15 protein-coding genes and 1 pseudogene are annotated in these 18,124 nt (G+C 35.7%); all 16 read left to right on the top strand.

Annotated features, from left to right (window positions below):
* Positions 1-8 precede the first annotated feature (8 nt).
* Positions 9-191: pseudogene (locus DW152_RS13785) on the top strand (TRAP transporter large permease); the annotation flags it as partial.
* 317 nt (positions 192-508) lie between these two features.
* A complete protein-coding gene (locus DW152_RS02995; RefSeq protein ID WP_117536853.1) occupies positions 509-1,666 on the top strand; it encodes an FprA family A-type flavoprotein in 1,158 nt (385 codons plus the stop codon).
* 511 nt (positions 1,667-2,177) lie between these two features.
* Positions 2,178-3,629, top strand: coding sequence for a sugar transferase (locus DW152_RS02990; RefSeq protein ID WP_117536852.1), 1,452 nt, complete (start codon positions 2,178-2,180; stop codon positions 3,627-3,629).
* Positions 3,630-3,708: 79 nt separating this feature from the next.
* The gene (locus tag DW152_RS02985; RefSeq protein ID WP_117536851.1) at positions 3,709-4,854 is read left to right on the top strand and encodes a glycosyltransferase family 4 protein; all 1,146 of its coding nucleotides are present in this window, start codon (positions 3,709-3,711) and stop codon (positions 4,852-4,854) included.
* Between the two features lie 94 nt (positions 4,855-4,948).
* Complete coding sequence (locus DW152_RS02980) at positions 4,949-6,175, top strand: glycosyltransferase (RefSeq protein ID WP_117536850.1); 1,227 nt, start codon at positions 4,949-4,951, stop codon at positions 6,173-6,175.
* Complete coding sequence (locus DW152_RS02975; protein ID WP_117536849.1) at positions 6,153-7,007, top strand: capsular polysaccharide synthesis protein; 855 nt, start codon at positions 6,153-6,155, stop codon at positions 7,005-7,007. Before DW152_RS02980 ends, DW152_RS02975 begins: the two co-directional genes overlap by 23 nt.
* Before the next feature lie 50 nt (positions 7,008-7,057).
* A complete protein-coding gene (locus DW152_RS02970) occupies positions 7,058-7,999 on the top strand; it encodes a capsular polysaccharide synthesis protein (protein WP_117536848.1) in 942 nt (313 codons plus the stop codon).
* 87 nt (positions 8,000-8,086) lie between these two features.
* Positions 8,087-9,079 (top strand): glycosyltransferase family 2 protein, encoded by a 993-nt coding sequence (locus tag DW152_RS02965; protein ID WP_117536847.1) that lies wholly within the window; start codon positions 8,087-8,089, stop codon positions 9,077-9,079.
* 17 nt (positions 9,080-9,096) lie between these two features.
* On the top strand, positions 9,097-10,203 hold the full coding sequence (locus tag DW152_RS02960; protein WP_117536846.1) for a polysaccharide pyruvyl transferase family protein: 1,107 nt from the start codon (positions 9,097-9,099) through the stop codon (positions 10,201-10,203).
* Entirely contained in the window at positions 10,181-11,449 is a 1,269-nt protein-coding gene (locus tag DW152_RS02955) for an O-antigen ligase family protein (RefSeq protein ID WP_117536845.1), read from the top strand. Before DW152_RS02960 ends, DW152_RS02955 begins: the two co-directional genes overlap by 23 nt.
* A complete protein-coding gene (locus tag DW152_RS02950) occupies positions 11,437-12,411 on the top strand; it encodes a glycosyltransferase family A protein (RefSeq protein ID WP_242992878.1) in 975 nt (324 codons plus the stop codon). The genes DW152_RS02955 and DW152_RS02950 overlap by 13 nt, the downstream gene beginning before the upstream one ends.
* A 3-nt stretch (positions 12,412-12,414) precedes the next feature.
* A complete protein-coding gene (locus DW152_RS02945; protein ID WP_117536844.1) occupies positions 12,415-13,926 on the top strand; it encodes a lipopolysaccharide biosynthesis protein in 1,512 nt (503 codons plus the stop codon).
* A 1-nt stretch (position 13,927) separates the two neighbouring features.
* Entirely contained in the window at positions 13,928-15,088 is a 1,161-nt protein-coding gene (locus DW152_RS02940) for a Coenzyme F420 hydrogenase/dehydrogenase, beta subunit C-terminal domain (protein ID WP_117536843.1), read from the top strand.
* 55 nt (positions 15,089-15,143) lie between these two features.
* Positions 15,144-16,046: a sugar phosphate nucleotidyltransferase gene (locus DW152_RS02935; protein ID WP_117536842.1), complete on the top strand. Its 903-nt coding sequence runs from the start codon at positions 15,144-15,146 to the stop codon at positions 16,044-16,046.
* Positions 16,047-16,049: 3 nt separating this feature from the next.
* Positions 16,050-16,664 carry a VanZ family protein gene (locus DW152_RS02930; RefSeq protein WP_330411763.1) on the top strand — a complete coding sequence of 205 codons (615 nt, stop codon included), beginning with the start codon at positions 16,050-16,052 and terminating at the stop codon, positions 16,662-16,664.
* A gap of 144 nt (positions 16,665-16,808) precedes the next feature.
* Positions 16,809-17,951, top strand: coding sequence for a DUF4238 domain-containing protein (locus tag DW152_RS02925; RefSeq protein WP_117536841.1), 1,143 nt, complete (start codon positions 16,809-16,811; stop codon positions 17,949-17,951).
* The last annotated feature ends 173 nt before the right edge of the window (positions 17,952-18,124 follow it).

The following is an 18,124-nucleotide window of genomic DNA, read 5'->3' as shown; positions in this document are numbered from 1 at the left end:
AGAACTGACTTTATGCTTATTTTTATTGTAAAAGACATGGGGAAGATCTGGGGAAAAAAGAGAAAGTGATCGGAGAACTGAAAAGCAGAGGCTTCAAACGCGTGCTCGCAGACAGTGCACTGGCGATGCTAAGTCCGGTTATTATCCTCGGATGTATTTATACCGGTGTGGCATCCCCTATAGAGGCAGCAGCCGATGATCGGAACGAAGAAAAGATAGAAGAAATCCAAAAAAGCGGGACCCAGATACTCACACTGGATGAAATGACAAGAACAGAGATGAAGCAGGCAAGCGCAGGCGTGCGCGAAGCAATCCGGAAGAAAGTATCAAAGAAAATCGCAGATGCATATATGGGAGAGAAATAACGAAGAGCAGGAAAGCCACTGAATGGCAATCCTGCTCTTTATACATCTCACTTCCCTATTGCCACTCCACTCCGAATGCGTTATACTACCAACAGAGTAAAAAAGAGTAAACAAAGTAAATCACCAGAAGGGAGATCTTAGCAATGAAAATCACAGACGATATTATCTACGTGGGAGTGAACGACCACGACATCGACCTGTTCGAGGGTCAATACATCGTGCCAAACGGCATGGCATACAACTCATACGTGATCAAAGACGAGAAAACAGCTGTCATGGACACCGTAGACGCTAACTTTGCAGAAGAATGGCTTGGCAACATCGACACAGCACTGGGCGGTGCGGCACCGGATTACCTGATCGTGCAGCACATGGAGCCGGATCACTCCGCGAATATCGCAAAATTCATTGAGAAATATCCAGAAGCCAAAGTCGTAGCAAATGCCAAAGCATTCCAGATGATGAGCAACTTCTTCCGCGGAATGAACCTTGGAGACAAGAAAGTTGAAGTCAAGAATCAGGAGACACTGTCACTCGGTAAACATGAGCTGACATTTGTCTTCGCACCGATGGTACATTGGCCGGAAGTTATGGTCACATATGACAGTACAGATAAAGTCCTCTTTTCCGCAGACGCATTTGGTAAATTCGGCGCCCTGGACGTAGAAGAAGATTGGGACTGTGAAGCTCGCCGCTATTATTTCGGAATCGTTGGTAAATACGGCAAGCAGGCAGAGAATCTCTTAAAAGCAGCCGAAGGTCTGGATATTCAGACAATCTGTGCACTGCACGGTCCGATCCTTAAAGAGAATCTGGAGCATTACATCGGACAGTACAAGACATGGTCTTCTTACGGTGTAGAGACCGAAGGTGTCATGATCGCATACACATCCGTATATGGAAACACAAAGAAAGCAGCCGAGACACTCGCGTCTGCACTGGAAGCCAAAGGCTGCCCGAAAGTCGTACTCTGCGATCTGGCAAGAGAAGACATGGCAGAGGCAGTCGAAGACGCATTCCGTCATGGTAAATTAGTGCTTGCAACTACAACATACAATGGAGATATCTTCCCGTTCATGAGAACATTTATCGAAGCCCTGACCGAGCGCGGCTACCAGAACCGTACGATGGGTATTATTGAAAATGGTTCCTGGGCGATTACAGCAGGTAAAGTAATCCGCGGACTTTTCGAGAAGAGCAAGGACTTAACATGGGTTGACACAACTGTCAGCATCATGTCTTCCATGAGCGAAGAGAACGAAGCACAGATTGAAGCAATGGCAGAAGAACTGTGCAAATAATATATAAAATCTATATGATATATAGGTTAAATCAATGAATAAAAAAGAATACGACAGTTGACTATCATACAGTAAAGTGCTATCATGCATAAACTGTAAGGCTAATGCATAACGAAGGTATCGAAAAGTAGACTGAAATATAAGCCCTCCTCGCTAAGTTGCAAGAAAAATGCGGGGGGGGATTTTTACCCGGGGATGCAGGTAATCAGGCATTTACGCCCGGATGATACCGTTAATAATAAAACAAAGTGTTCTGTCAGACATGGGGGGACCTTTATGTATTAGTTGCTATTTTGAAGAAAATAGAGTACAATCTAAACGACAATGTCGGTATGAGTTATATTAACACAAGTCTTAAGCTACATCGTAAGAAATACTAGTTTACCCCATACATCAAAGAAATGATATAGGCAAGACCAAAACTACATATACGCGGATGGACTCTTTAGGAAAATAGAGTTATTTATAATTAAGGAAAAAGAAATAAAGAAATAAGTAAGAGGAATGAGTTATGTACAGGAAAGATAGTGAGGGTTGGCTGAAGCATTTTGACTTTTTAGTGTTGGATTTGCTTTGCCTGCAAGTTGCATTTGTGTTGGCGTATGGAATAAGTGGGTATGGATTCTACCCATATAATCTTTTGATTTATCGAAACATGGCAATATTTATTGAGTTTGCAGATATAGTTGTGCTTTTTGCGTGCGGAACTCTAAAAAGTGTATTGAAAAGAGGACATTACAGAGAGTTTCTGGCAACGTTCCAGAATACAATTATGTTAGGTGCAGTAGCGATATCGTATCTATTTTTATTGCAACAAGGACAGAAGTATTCACGACTTGCACTGATTCTTAATATGATCCTTTATTTTTTCCTGACATACATAGTCAGAGAAATCCGTAAATATGCATTGTATAAAAAAATGAAAGACAGCGATAATCGTTCACTGCTGATTATTACAACAAAAGAAGCTGCGGAAAAAGTTGTTTCGAACATGGAAAAACATAATTATGCAAGGTTTCACATTGCAGGATTAGCGATTATAGATGAGAATATGGTTGGGAGCTCTTTTGGTGGTGTTACTGTGGTAGCAAATAGGAGTACAGCACCAGAATATGTATGTAAAGAATGGATTGACGAAGTATTCGTTGTTCTGTCGCCAAATTATGATTACCCTAAAGAGCTGATGGAAGAACTGGGAGAGACAGGAGTAACAATTCATCTGAACCTTGCTAAAATCACCAATGAACCTGGTAAAAGACAATTTATCGAGAAAATTGGAGATTATACAGTACTTACGACAAGCTTAAATTATTCATCTGCAAAACAGCTTTGCGCAAAACGCTGTATGGATATTGCGGGGGGATTAGCAGGGTGTATACTGACAGGTGTTATTTTCTTGTTTGTAGCCCCGATAATTTATATGCAGTCACCGGGACCAATTTTCTTCTCACAGGAACGAGTAGGGAAAAATGGTAAGAAGTTTAAGATGTACAAATTCCGTAGTATGTATATGGATGCAGAAGAGCGGAAAGCAGAGCTGATGAAAGATAACAAACTTGGAGATGGAAAGATGTTTAAACTGGACTTTGATCCTCGTGTTATCGGAAATAAGATACTTCCAGATGGGACACATAAGACAGGAATCGGTGATTTTATCAGACGAACAAGTTTAGATGAATTTCCGCAATTCTTTAACGTATTACGTGGCGATATGTCGATTATAGGTACTCGCCCACCCCTTATTTCAGAAACGAATCTGTATGAGCTTCACCATCGTGCAAGATTGGCAATTAAGCCTGGAATCACTGGCATGTGGCAGGTCAGCGGACGTAGCGACATTACCGATTTTGAAGAAGTAGTTCGTCTTGATAAAGAGTATATCACAAACTGGAATATTGGGCTTGATATAAAAATATTGTTTAAAACGATATTGGTAGTCTTTAAGAAAGATGGATCAATGTAAATCCTACAAGCAGCTTATTTTATAGAGGGAATAAGCTGCAAAAGGATAAATATAAAGATTGCATTTAAAAGAGGAAGTTATGAATAAAAGGAAAACTAATAATTCTCCACTTAAAATTGCAGTTCTTGGACATAAGACAATTCCGAGTCGCCAAGGTGGAATTGAAATTGTAGTTGAAGAATTAACAGTTCGTATGGCAAAACTGGGACATAAAATAACAGTATATAACCGTAGCGGACATCATGTAAGTGGTAAAGAATTTGATGGAAAGAAGTTAAAAGAATATAAAGGAATCCGAATGAAATATGTACCGACAATAGATAAAAAAGGATTAGCAGCAATGAGTGCTTCCTTTTTTGCAGCGGTGGCAGCAGCATTTGGAAAATATGATGTGGTACATTTTCATGCAGAAGGGCCGTGTGCAATGTTATGGTTGCCCAAATTATTCGGAAAGCGATGTATAGCTACGGTGCATGGATTAGATCATCAGAGAGCAAAATGGGGTAAATTAGCCAGTACATATATTATGTTGGGAGAAAAATGTGCGGTTAAATTTGCTGACGAAATTATTGTGTTAAGTGAAGGGGTTCAGGAATATTTCCTTGATACATATGGGAGAGAAACACGTTTTATACCTAATGGTGTAAACAGACCAATCATCCGAAATGCTGAAATTATTAAGAATAAATTTGGTTTAGAAAAAGATAGCTACATCCTCTTTTTGGGCAGACTGGTTCCAGAAAAAGGGCTTAGATATTTGATAAAAGCCTTTAAGCAGGTAGATACTGAGAAAAAACTGGTTATTGCTGGTGGAAGTTCAGATACAGATGAATTTACAAAAGAATTAAAAGAACTGGCAAGGGATGATTCAAGAATTATTTTTACTGGGTTTGTTCAAGGAAAAGAATTAGATGAACTTTATAGTAATGCTTATGTATATACTTTGCCGAGTGATCTGGAAGGAATGCCACTTAGTTTATTAGAGGCAATGAGTTATGGAAATTGCTGTTTGGTTTCCGACATTCCAGAGTGTGCAGAGGTCGTGGAAGATAAGGCGTTGATTTTCAAAAAGTCGAATGTAGAGGACTTGCAAGAAAAACTGCAAGATGCTTGTGACCATCCAGAAATGGTTATGAAAATGAAGAATCAGGCAGCTGACTTTATCTGCGAGAAATATAACTGGGATGATGTCGTAAAGGAAACGATGAAGTTATATAGGAAATGATGAAGAATAATTTTATTGATAAACATCTCTGCTATTGTTTTATCTGGACAGGAAATACGAAATAAAGCAAACTCACAGAAAAGGAAATTAAAATATGCGGATTTTACTTGTAAATAAATTTATATTTCCCAAGGGTGGAGCGGAAACGTATACATTCGATGTGGGAAAAATGTTAGAAGAACATGGGCATGAAGTCCAGTACTTTGGTCTTGAAAATGAAAAAAATATAGTAGGAAATCGAGTAGGATCATATGTGACGAATATGGATTTCTCTCAAGGAATAAAGGCAAATTTAAATGCACCTTTTCGTATTATCTACTCAAGAGAAGCGCGTAAAAAAATTCGTGCGGTTTTAGATGATTTTCAGCCAGATGTAGTACATCTCAATAATATACAGTATCATCTGACCCCTTCTATTATTTTGGAAATTAACAAATGGCGTAAAGAAACAAAAAAAGAATGTAAGATTGTTTACACGACACATGACTATCAGCTTGTTTGTCCCAGCCATGGAATGTTCGATGTGAACATGAAGCCGTGTGAACGATGCTTGGATGGTCATTATATTCATTGCCTTCAAACTAAATGCTTGAAAAATTCCAGAGCAAAAAGTCTTCTTGGAACACTGGATGGATATATGTGGAAATATAGTAAAGCATACTCATATGTGGATGTCTATATTTGCTGTAGTTATTTTCTTAAATCAAAGTTGGACACGCAGAAAAGATTCCGTGATAAAACCATCGGGTTGCATAATTTCAAAAAAGAGATGCCGCACTTGGATAACATTCAAAAAAAGGGTTATGTATTAGAGTTTGGACATCTGTCGCGAGACAAAGGAACAGATACGTTGCTTGAAGTAGCCAAGAAGATGCCAAATACAGAATTTGTGTTTATTGGCTATGGCCCGTCGGTTGATAAAATGAAGGATATTCCCAATGTGAAGTATCTGGGATTTAAGACTGGAGAAGAACTCTATCGCATTATTGCTGAGGCAGCAATCAGTGTTTGCCCGTCTGAATGGTATGAAAACTGCCCGTACTCTGTTATGGAGTCGGTACTTTTGGGTACGCCTGTTGTTGGATCTAAAATGGGAGGTATCCCCGAATTAATTGAGCCTGGTGAAACCGGAGAATTGTTTGAAGCAGGTAATGTGGAAGAACTTATGAAGGCGATAAAGAAAGTTCTTCGAACACAAGATGTATTGGAAAGATATACAAAGAATTGTAGTCAGGTGAATTATGAAACGACAGAGAGCTACTATATAAAACTGATGAAAATATATCGAGGAGAAAAGAATGCGGAACAAATTTCTTCGTAACCAGCTTCATATTGTCAAAGATTATGAGCTGAGAAAACTGCTTTGGCAATCGGGGGGTGGCACAGCGGTTTGTAAAAAATATCTGAAGTTCAGAGATATTGCTCCTGAAAAGCTTACGTTCCCAGAAACACAAGTAGATGAACCTATTTGGTTATTCTGGAATACAGGGTTGGAGCAGGCACCTGAGATAGTAAGGACGTGCTATCAATCTGTAAAAAAATATGCCGGCAGACAAGTTGTTTTGCTTACAGAAAACAATGTGCAGAACTATATAAATATGCCGGATTATCTGAATGAGAAATTAAAAAGCGGAGTCCTTCCATTAGCGATTTATACAGATTTAATGCGTGTAGCATTATTGGAGCATTATGGTGGGACATGGATGGATGCAACAATACTGCTAACAGATGAAATCCCACAGGAAATATTAAATAGTGATTTTTTTGTGTTTCACAATTCACTCGGCGAAATTGATAATCCCGTATTGTATCCGGTCTGGTTCATCCACGCCAAGCAACATAATAGAACGATTTGTGAGATTCGTAATGTTCTGTTTGCCTACTGGAAACGAAATAATCATGTACCAGAATATCTGTTTTCAAATATTGTAATCACACAAATAATGAGGTCATCACCAGAGGTTGAGAAAAAGATGCCTTATTTGAATAGTGACTACAGCGAATATCTGGTTAGAGTATTAGGAGATAGGTTTACAGAGGAAAAATTTAATTGGATTAAGCGGCTTACTGGGATACATAAACTAACCTATAAATTAGAACCATCAATTGATAAGGAGGAAACAGTTTACCATTATCTGGTGCGGAATCTATGAGCCTTTTGAATAGTAGTTTCTGCAAGATAAAGGGAGACAATTAAATTATTATGCTGAATGACTACTATCAAAATATTGGCATGAAAGGCTTTATTCAAAGATATGGAATTGTGAATGCCGTCAAACGAGGGGCATTTATGTTTATCAAATTGCATCTTGTCAAGGATTATGAGGTGCGGAAGGTATTGTGGCAGGAACGAGCTTCTACCAAGATAAAACCATATTTAAAGTATAAAGACACAGATGTTGAGGGGCTTAGCTTTCCCCAAAATGATGTAGAGAATCCGATCTGGATTTATTGGAACAAAGGTATTGAACAGGCACCGATCATTGTTCAGAAGTGCTATGAATCTGTATGTAAACATTCCAATTCAAAAATCATTTTGCTGAATGATCAAAATCTTGCAAATTACATTCGATTGCCAGATTACATTGAAAAGAAAAAGGATGCTGGACAGATTCCGATGGCGGGGTATGCGGATCTGATGAGATTTGCATTACTGGAACATTATGGTGGAACATGGATTGATTCAACGGTATATCTTACAGATCCTATTCCAGATATGATTTTAAATAGCGATTTTTTTGCAGTACGAAATTCACTGCTGTTGATAGATAATCCTGTGCTATATCCTGCATGGTTTCTTCATGCAAAAAAAGGAAACAAAACAATTCGAGAAATAAGAAATGTTGCTTTCGCATATTGGCTCAAAAACGAACATGTAATTGAGTATCTGCCGCCAAATTTGATTATCACTTTGGTGGTAAAAAGCAATCCGGAAGTTGAGAAAGCAATTCCATATATGAACAGTGATTATAGCGAGTATCTTATTAAGGTTTTAGCTGATGATTATTCAGAAGAGAAATGGAATTGGATCAAAAAACTTACAGGTATTCATAAGTTGACATATAAATTAGATGCTGATATTAAACACGGACATAACTTTTATGATTATTTAATTACATCAAGTGACGAGAAGAATATAAAATAATTATTTGATACCAGAATCAAATTAAAAAGAAGAATATGATGACATTAAAAGAAACTAGAATTTGTGATAGTGTATGGAGAATGATGAATGAGACCAAAAATTAGTGTAATTGTACCAATATATAATGCGGAACTTTATCTGGAGCAATGTATTGAGTCCGTATTGAATCAAACGTTGCGAGATATTGAACTATTATTAATCGATGATGGTTCAACAGATAATTCTTTTCTGATATGTGAAAAATATAAAAAAAGAGATAATAGGATTCAATTATATACTAATAAAAATGTGGGGCAAGGTTTAGAAAGAAATTTTGGTATAAAAAAATCTACAGGTGAATATATTGCATTCTTAGATTCGGATGATCAGTATAAGGAGAATATGCTTGAAAAACTGTATCAAAGAGCGATTGAAACAAATGCAGATATGGTTTCTTGTAGAATAGTTGATATGCATGATGGAAAGATCATAAAGGAACATCCACTAAATGATAAAGTTTTAATTGGCTGCAAAGAAATTAAGGCTGCAATGGCTGATATGATTTCTTACGAAGAGAAAGATGGATACTCTGGATGTATTGCGGTATGGGATAGCATTTTCAAAAGAGATATAATTGAAAATGAGGGTATACAATTTTTTTCCGAACGAGATGTTTATTCTGAAGATTTGTTATTTAAGCTGATGTTTATGACACATGCTAAAAAAATAGCCTTTTGCACTGAAGCTGTATATTTATACCGTGTTAATGACACTTCGTTTACGCATCGAATTGATGTATCCGTCTTAAAAAGAATTGTAAATTTATATAATGAAGTTTGCATACTGTTTGGAGATGTTTTGAAAGACTATAATTTGAAACGAAGAATAATTAATCGAACTTTTTTTACCTTGAGATTCAATATAAATAAGATTTCTAAAACGAGAAATGCTAAAGACTTTTATAGAATACTTTTGAATGATCAGGAGATAATGAGTGTTATTGACTTATATCAGCCGACAAATTTGAAAAATATTGTTGTATATTATTCGCTTAAATGGAAATTGATACGAGTTTTTGAGATACTATCTAAAATAAATTGATTTATAGAGGGATATTTATGAGAATAGGAATTATTACGTTTCACAGAGCAATTAATTATGGGGCAGTTTTGCAAACATATGCATTACAGAAATTTTTAAATGTTTCTAACTATGATGCAGAGGTTATAGATTATCGATGTGAACATATGGAAAATTTTTATAAAACATTCACAATAAAGGACAAGTCTGTAAAACAGATTATTAGAGGAATGTTGAATTTTAAAAACACATATAAGAAAAAAAGAGAATTTTACAGATTTTTGGATCAAAATGTCCGAATAAGTACAGAAGTTTATGATAAGTTTAATATAGATAAGGCGAATCTTCGCTACGATAAGTTTATAACAGGAAGCGATCAGGTTTTCAATTTTGCATGTACAGATTTCGATAAAACATATTTTTTACAATTTGTAAAAAATTGTGATAACAAACTTTCCTATGCTGCTTCGTTTGGTATGAAGGAGATTCCAGACAGCTATGTAAATGATTATAAAAGTTTGCTATCAACTTTTTCTGAATTATCTATCCGTGAAAATGCAGGACAACAGATTGTAAAAAAACTAACCGGAAAAGATTCGGAATTATCTGTGGATCCAGTCTTTTTATTGACCGCAGAAGAATGGGAAAAACTTGCAAAGAAACCTAAACTTAAGAATTATATATTAATTTACAAATTGAATACTTCGAATTTGATTTTTGACTTTGCAAGAAAATTATCTAAATTAACGGGCAGAAAAATTGTGGCGTTGAATTTTGATGTAGTAGATCAAATGAAAACTCCGGATATAAAAGGAGTGTATTCGGCATCAGTAGAAGAGTTTTTGGGATATATAAAATATGCTGACTATGTTGTGACTAATTCATTCCATGGAACAGCCTTCTCTGTTATTTTTCATAAAGATTTTTATGTGGAAGCATTACAAAAAGATTTTAAGCCTAATGATAGAGTCGAATCTTTGTTATGTTTAACAGGGTTAGATGAATGTAAGGTGAAAACATTAGAGGATTGTAGATTAAATGTTAGTAGAGATTTTAATTTTGCCGATGATCAGATCAGAAAACAATATATAAAAACAAATCAGTATTTTGAGAGGGTTTTGAATGAAGATGGAAGGTCATTCTAATTTAACTGGTACTAAAACATTAGAAATAATAATTGCTTTACTTATTAATCTGGTTATTTTTTCTACCAATAACAAGTTGATGATGTACACAAAATACCTATCGCTGTTTATAATCGTTTTGTGTTTTGGATTGTTCATTTCAAAAAAAGATTATACAGTAAAATTGAATAAGTTTATAGGTCTATATGTTGCATTTGTTTCAATTCTATTTGTTGGTTGGATTTGGTTTTCTAGCTCTGATGGATCTATAGATTATAGTATATACTTTATTTCGGGCATAAGTATTGTCCTTTTTAGATTTTCAGGAATATTTTATCGCTATTTATTGAAAATCTTCAGGGTTCTATTTTGGATATTTATTTTTTCTATGTTTTTAGAAGCAGCATCGCCGGATATTTTTCATAGATTGTTTGGGTTTGTATCATTCGGAGATGAAACTATGCGTGCGCTTACATCAGGCGGAGCAATCGCAGGTCTCGCTTTTGAAAAGGCATATGCAGCATTTATCTGCAATCTAGGACTAGGGATGATTTTTGCAGAATATATCTGTCATAAATCATATAAATATATTATTCAGAGTCTTATTGTAATGGTAGCTCTAATGATGACGGGAAAAAGGACGCTTTTTATTATACCAATAGCAGTTTTGCTGATTTATGTTATACTTTTTTCTAAAAACAATAAATTTATAAAATTGGCAGGTGTTGGTTTAGGAATTACTATATTTATTATAGGTGCATATGTACTGGTTCCTGGTGCGTCTTTAATCATCGATCGCATTGTGAATAGTGAAGGAGACGTACTTTCGGGTAGAGAAGTGTTTTGGAATTATGCAATGGAAATGTTTCGGCAAAACCCATTGTTTGGAAAAGGGTTTTTATCGTTTAATGATTATGCTTTTTATCGAGGATTTCGATATTATGGAGAACGTTGGAATTATCAGGCACATAATGTATATATTCAGCTTTTGGCAGAAACCGGAATCGTTGGTTTTCTATTAATGACATTACTTATTATCTTGATGCTGTTCAAGATAATATCTGTAGTTAAAGAAAAGCCCGTTTTTTGGAATATACTTTTGATTTATTGGATTATTTTGTTTGGAGTCTATAGTTTTACTGGAAATACATTATATTATCCATGCCAGCTAATTGTTTTGATTATTATTATTCTGTTGGTTTCAAATATAAAAGTAGCGGATTCTTCTTATATGGTCAGTAAAAGAACTATTAAATGGAAGTTTTAGATTTGAGTGGAGGTGTTAAAGTGGAACCGTTAGTGAGTATTATTACTCCGTCATATAATTCTGAAAAATATTTAGATGCATTTTTTATCTCAATTTTGGAACAGGATTATGAAAATTATGAAGTGATTTTTATTAATGATGGCTCAACTGATAGAACTGAAAATATTGTCTATAAGTATAAGGAGAAATTCGAAGAAAGAAACATTCGTTTTGTGTATTTAAAGCAGGAGAATGGTGGACAAGCAAAGGCTATGAATTTGGGCTTTCCATATATTCAAGGAAAATACTTTATTTGGCCAGATTCAGATGACGAATTGTATCGAAACAATATTAGCGAAAAGGTGAAATACATGGAACAACATCCAGATATTCCATTGGCAATGTCTTGGGCTGATTATGTAGATGAGAGTGGAAATGTTATAAAGCGTTTACAAAGAATTAAACCTGAAAAAGATAATTTTTTTGAAGATTTATTATTCAGTAAAAATGTTGTATTTTGTCCGGGTATCTATATTATGAGAACAGATATATTTTTTAAGTATGTGCCAAGTAGACATATAAATGAGAGCCGAATTGGGCAGAATTATCAGATTTTATTGCCAGTAGCATATCACGAAAAAAAAATTGGATACATTGATAAAACATTATATAAGTATATTCTACATAAAAACAGTCATTCTAATAAAGATAATAATAATTATGAAAAAACAATCCGAAGATTTCAAGAACATGAAAATACATTATATGATCTTATAAAGAATATATGTGATGTCAATGATCAGAATATATACACTCGAAAAGTATTTGTACACTTTAATCGTTTTTATCTCCGATTGGCAAATGAATACGGAATGAAAAGTGAAGTAAAGGGTTATTATAACAAATTAAAAGTAGTTGGGGAAAACGGAATTAAACAAAAAATATACTATATTATGGGAATGTTAGGAATAAAGGCAAGGTAAAATATGGGACGCTCAAAAAAATTTATATTGAATTCGGTTACGACAGCATTATTACAGGTCGTAACAATGATTGCAGGGTTTATAACGCCTAGATTTATGTTGACAGCATATGGATCTGAAATTAATGGCTTGATATCATCTATTCTACAGTTTATTAGTTACTTCAATCTAGTAGAGGCTGGTTTGTCAAGTGCAGCGGTTTATTCTTTGTACAAACCTATCGCAGAGAAAGACTACAATAGGATCAACCGGATAATAGTTGCTGCGAAGCACTTTTATGTGAAATCAGGATTCATTTTTGTAGGTTTGGTTGTAATCTTGGCTATATGTTATCCTTTTATTACAGATTCAACTGTTTTAGATCAAACTAGTATTTTCGCTTTAGTTCTTGTGTTGGGAGTTAATGGCTCGTTAGAATTTTTTACTTTGGCAAAATACAGAGCATTGCTTACTGCTGATCAAAGGACATATGTAATTTCATTGGCTTCGATTGTGTATACAGTTTTAAATACTATCATTGTCGTGGCCTTATCAATAATGCATATTAATATTGTCTTGTTGAGAATTATTGCATTGTTATCAATATTTGTGAGAACATTAATATTGTATGTGTATGTTAAAACTAATTACCACTTTATATGTTATGACGTGGAACCTGATTATGGTGCGATGGATAAGAGATGGAGTGCGTTATATTTACAGATAGTTCAAACTGTACAAAATGCATCTCCAGCAGTTATGACAACCATTTTTTCATCTCTTAAAATGGTAAGTGTTTATTCAGTTTATAATATGGTGATGGCTGGGATTAATGGAGTAATGTCTGTATTTTCTACGGGTGTCTCAGCAGGTTTTGGGGAATTAATTGTTAAGAAAGATAAGACAGCATTTCAAAAGGCATATAGTGATTTCGAATATCTTTATTATTTTATGGTTAGCGTTATATATTCTATTACATTAGTTACAATCCTACCGTTTGTAGGGGCCTATACAAGTGGAGTTGATGATATTCAATATACAAATCTTACACTTGCTATTTTATTTGTAGCTAATGGAATCTTATACAATCTAAAAACACCTCAAGGAATGTTGGTGATAGCGGCGGGGTTATATAAGGAAACAAGAGTTCAAAGTACGGTTCAAGCAGCTATTTTATTGATAGGAGGTATTTGCTTTGGAATAAAATGGGGATTAGCTGGAATCATGTTAGCTTCCTGCTTATCTAATTTATATCGTTGTATTGATTTGTACTTTTTTATACCCAAAATGGTAACACATATGACTAGAAAAAGTACTTTGTTAAATATTTGTACTGCAATTTTAATGATTATAGTAATATATGTTACGGCACCAATGCTAATAAAGTTTACGCCAACAAGTCTTATTACATGGCTTTTTTACGCAATCTGTGTTGGAACTTATAGTTTAGTTTTTATTTGTATTTTTCATATTATATTTGCAAGAGACAATTTTAGAACGATACTTATAAGATTGAGAAATATGAAAGGAAAATAAGATGGAAAAGTTATACATAAATAAAGAGGACTGTTGTGGATGTTCAGCATGTTTGAATATTTGTCCTAAACATGCAATTTATATGAAACATGATGAAAAGGGATATTTGTATCCTGAAATTAGAAAAGATTCATGCGTTAATTGCGGATTATGCGAAAAGGTTTGTCCATTAAAAGATAAAGAAAAGAATAAGAAGTTTGAAAAAATAGCTTATGGAGTAAAAAATAAAGATGAGCATGAACGAGCAAAAAGTAGTTCAGGTGGAGTATTTGCAGAAGTTGCAAAATATATTTTGAACAATGATGGCGTTGTGTATGGCGTGGAGATGAACAATGATTTTCAAGTAAAACATGGAAGAGCGACAACGATTGAAGATGCTCGGAAATTTCAAGGCTCTAAATATGTACAAAGTGATAAACATTCGATTTTTTGTATGGTACAGAAAGATCTGAAGGAAGGAAAAGAGGTGTTGTTTACAGGTACGCCATGTGAGGTAGCTGGTTTGAAGAAATATTTGAGAAAAGAATATGATAATTTATATACGTTGGATTTAATTTGTCATGGTGTACCAAGTAGTGAATTATTAAACGCATTTTTAAAGGGAAAAGAAAAGCTGTATTCTTCTCAAATAATAGAACTTAAATTTCGAGAGAAAGTGTATGGGTGGAGAAATCAAGAAATATATATTAAATTTAAAAATGGACGAATATACCATGCTCCTATATGGGTGGATAATTTTTATCGTTTATTTACCAATAATTATATATTAAGAGATTCTTGTTATGCATGTAGATTCTCAAGTATGGAACGACAAGGAGACATAACAATTGGAGATTTTTGGAATCTGAAAAATGTAAATGAGGCATTTGAGGATAAATTGGGCGTATCATCTGTTATCATAAATTCCGAAAAGGGAAAGAAAATATTTGAAACAGTAAAAAATGAATTTGATATAATCGAATGTTCGTTAAATGATATTAATCAGAAAAATTTAAATAGTCCCTCACCTAAACCAGTTCACTATGAAGATTTTCAAAGGCTGATTGCTGAAAAAGGATTCGAGTATTGTTTAAAAAAATACGGATCAATGAAGATGCTTGAAAAAATAAGAAGAGTTTTGTCACCTGTGAAACAAAGATTAAAAGCAATGTTAAGGCATTAAAAGTGGCTGGGAGAAAAAGAAAGTTTATAGTTTAGATAATAAAGGAGGAAAAGTGATGAACACAACATTACTTATTATGGCTGCCGGTATCGGCAGCCGCTTCGGAACAGGAATCAAGCAATTGGAGCCGGTCGATGCTTCTAATCACATCATCATGGACTACTCAATCCATGATGCCATTGAAGCAGGCTTTAACCACATGGTATTTATCATCCGCAAGGATATCGAGAAGGAGTTCAAAGAGGTCATCGGTGATCGCATTGCCTCCATTTGCTCTTCTCATAATGTAACTGTGGATTACGCTTTTCAGGACATTGACGATATTCCGGGAAAACTTCCAGCAGGTCGCACAAAGCCGTGGGGAACCGGTCAGGCTGTGCTTGCAGCGAAGAAGGTCATCAAGACTCCGTTTATCGTCATCAATGCGGACGATTACTACGGCAAGGAAGGTTTCAAAGCCGTACATGAGTATCTGGTGAATGGTGGAAAGTCCTGCATGGCTGGCTTTGTGCTGAAGAACACGCTGTCTGATAACGGTGGCGTGACCCGTGGCATCTGCAAGATGGATGAGCAGAATAATTTGACTGAGGTTGTGGAAACCAAGAACATTGTAAAGACCGCAACTGGGGCAGAAACAGATGGCGTAGCTGTTGATGTGAATTCTCTTGTTTCCATGAATATGTGGGGCTTGACACCGGAGTTTTTGGATGTGCTGGAAGATGGCTTTAAGGAGTTTTTTAAGAAAGAGGTCCCGGGTAATCCTCTGAAAGCAGAATATCTGATTCCCATCTTTATCGGTGAACTGCTGGAGCAGGGAAAGATGTCTGTAAAGGTTCTGAGAACCAATGACACTTGGTATGGTATGACATATCATGAGGATGTCGCAGCTGTAAAGGACAGCTTCAAGAAGATGCTGGAAAACGGCGTGTACAAGGCTGACTTGTTCAGTGATCTCTAAACAATGATGAAAGAAACGATTGATTTATTTGGGAAGATCCTCACAAACATCCTGACTGCGCTATATGAGCCGTTTGGCTTTTCGCTTCTTCTTTCCTTTTTTGCCATGTTTTTCTATCTGTATGCGTATGAACCTACCGCAGCAGGCAAAGGATGGAAGAGCGCCATAGTGACTTGGTATCAGAAATTTAAAGAGAGCGTGTTCTTTCGGAAGATGTTCTTACTGGTTTTCGTGACATCGATGATCTTGTTCCGAACGCTGCTGAATCGGAACCTGTGGCTAAATCCTTTGTCAAATGTCATGGGTGGCTGGGGCATCTGGGAGACCGTGAACGGCGAGCAGAAACTTACAACTGAGTGCATTGAGAACGTGATCATGATGGTGCCGTTCACCAGCATGGTTATATGGACATTTCAAGAGAAAGTGGGCAGTAGCTGGAAGAGGATACTGTGGTATAGCGGAAAGGTAGCGTTCATTTTTTCGATAAGCATTGAGGTGCTACAATTATTGCTTCGCTTGGGTACATTCCAGCTATCGGACATCTTCTACAACACAGTCGGCGGAGTGCTAGGCGGATTGATGTACTGTGCGTTGATGAAGGCAAGAAAGCGTCTATAAAACTGGATGAAATTGTGATATACAGGGAGCGGTAGCTCCCTACATTGCTCGTAATAATCACACACCTCTTCGTGGTGAGCAGCAGGCAACGATCTTATGATCGGCTAAGTGTGAGAAAAACTAGAATGTCAGAAGGAAAAGGTTATGGCTATTATACCAGCCCCAAAAACACATAGTGATGTAGCAATGAATCAGCATCTTATTCCAAGATGTTACATGAAAGCGTGGAAACATAATAGCGGTAATGATCCGAAAGTCTGGTTGTTTGATAAGAGTGTGGGTTATTGTGAATCCAACCCGGAAAATTCGGATTGGACTTTAAGATCCTTTTCTACCAAGGAGATAATGGCAAAAAACGGGTTTCATGACATTAAAGCAGGGTTTTCATATATGCCAGACGAGGCACTTCATGAGATATACGATGACATACTGCAGGTTAATGTGGTATGTGATGGTAAGAATTTGAATAGTCCAGAATTACTTAATCAATATTTTTACGACTTCGATAAATGGGAGATAAAAGATTCTTCTGGAATAGAGTTTACAGAAGATGAAAAAAGACATCTGAAGGAATATTTTAATAATTCAAGATGGACCTTTGTCGAAACTGAATGGGCACACACATATGAAAATAATTGGGGAGAATTTATTCAATCAGTAGAAAATAAGATAAAGCAGGCGTATGCGAATAGAAACACTTCGACAAGTAGCAGTGTGACTCAAGACGAATTGAATACTCTAATGAAATACTGCATGATTTATAACTGGAGAAGCATTGCTGGTAACGAAATATTTAACTCTATTTATGATTTTATACCATTCACAGACGAACTGAAAAATGTAATAATCCCAGAAGCAGATAGAACATATGAAGATGATGTCACTGCGTATGATCAGATGAAGCACGCATCAATAATAAAAGCATTTGTTGATTATCTGCAGTCAGACAGTGGAAAGATGAAAACTATAGAGAGCGCATTTATGCAAAGAGTGGCTCCAGTTTTCTTGATGACGAACGATACGAATCCCTTTATTACATCAGATGTTCCATCTTTTACAAGAGACAGAGCAGATGGTTTAAAGGATATCATATTTGTTGCAACTCCGACGTTGGCTATTGGATATGGCAGAGGTGAGACAGGCAAATTTATAGTGAGTAAATTCTCACAAAATGAAGTGCTGGAATATAATAAGTCTATTGCTAAATATGGAAATAAACTGGTTATTAAGGATCAAAATTATGATGTCAAGCAATTGTTTGTGGGCATTTCAAAAAGAATTACTTGATGAATCTGAGAATATTAGATTTGGAAAGACCGTTTGGGAAGCCACAAAAGTTGTAGCAGTATTTTCTTTTATGATAGAATTTACTCAGTTATTATTCCATCTTGGAACATTTCAAATATCGTGATTATTCCGGGGCTCTCTGAGCCACCTGTCCGGACTTTGAGAGCCACCTG

This window comes from Dorea sp. AM13-35, assembly GCF_003473885.1.
In the GTDB taxonomy this organism is placed as follows: Bacteria; Bacillota; Clostridia; order Lachnospirales; family Lachnospiraceae; genus Dorea_D; species Dorea_D hominis.
The sequence above is the reverse complement of the archived record's forward strand: the minus strand, read 5'-3'. Positions and strand labels throughout refer to the sequence as shown.

Coding starts and splice junctions, on each gene's coding strand:
- DW152_RS02995 (WP_117536853.1), top strand. CDS start 509: ATGAAAATCACAGACGATATTATCTACGTGGGAGTGAACGACCACGAC.
- DW152_RS02990 (WP_117536852.1), top strand. CDS start 2,178: ATGTACAGGAAAGATAGTGAGGGTTGGCTGAAGCATTTTGACTTTTTA.
- DW152_RS02985 (WP_117536851.1), top strand. CDS start 3,709: ATGAATAAAAGGAAAACTAATAATTCTCCACTTAAAATTGCAGTTCTT.
- DW152_RS02980 (WP_117536850.1), top strand. CDS start 4,949: ATGCGGATTTTACTTGTAAATAAATTTATATTTCCCAAGGGTGGAGCG.
- DW152_RS02975 (WP_117536849.1), top strand. CDS start 6,153: ATGCGGAACAAATTTCTTCGTAACCAGCTTCATATTGTCAAAGATTAT.
- DW152_RS02970 (WP_117536848.1), top strand. CDS start 7,058: ATGCTGAATGACTACTATCAAAATATTGGCATGAAAGGCTTTATTCAA.
- DW152_RS02965 (WP_117536847.1), top strand. CDS start 8,087: ATGAGACCAAAAATTAGTGTAATTGTACCAATATATAATGCGGAACTT.
- DW152_RS02960 (WP_117536846.1), top strand. CDS start 9,097: ATGAGAATAGGAATTATTACGTTTCACAGAGCAATTAATTATGGGGCA.
- DW152_RS02955 (WP_117536845.1), top strand. CDS start 10,181: ATGAAGATGGAAGGTCATTCTAATTTAACTGGTACTAAAACATTAGAA.
- DW152_RS02950 (WP_242992878.1), top strand. CDS start 11,437: ATGGAAGTTTTAGATTTGAGTGGAGGTGTTAAAGTGGAACCGTTAGTG.
- DW152_RS02945 (WP_117536844.1), top strand. CDS start 12,415: ATGGGACGCTCAAAAAAATTTATATTGAATTCGGTTACGACAGCATTA.
- DW152_RS02940 (WP_117536843.1), top strand. CDS start 13,928: ATGGAAAAGTTATACATAAATAAAGAGGACTGTTGTGGATGTTCAGCA.
- DW152_RS02935 (WP_117536842.1), top strand. CDS start 15,144: ATGAACACAACATTACTTATTATGGCTGCCGGTATCGGCAGCCGCTTC.
- DW152_RS02930 (WP_330411763.1), top strand. CDS start 16,050: ATGATGAAAGAAACGATTGATTTATTTGGGAAGATCCTCACAAACATC.
- DW152_RS02925 (WP_117536841.1), top strand. CDS start 16,809: ATGGCTATTATACCAGCCCCAAAAACACATAGTGATGTAGCAATGAAT.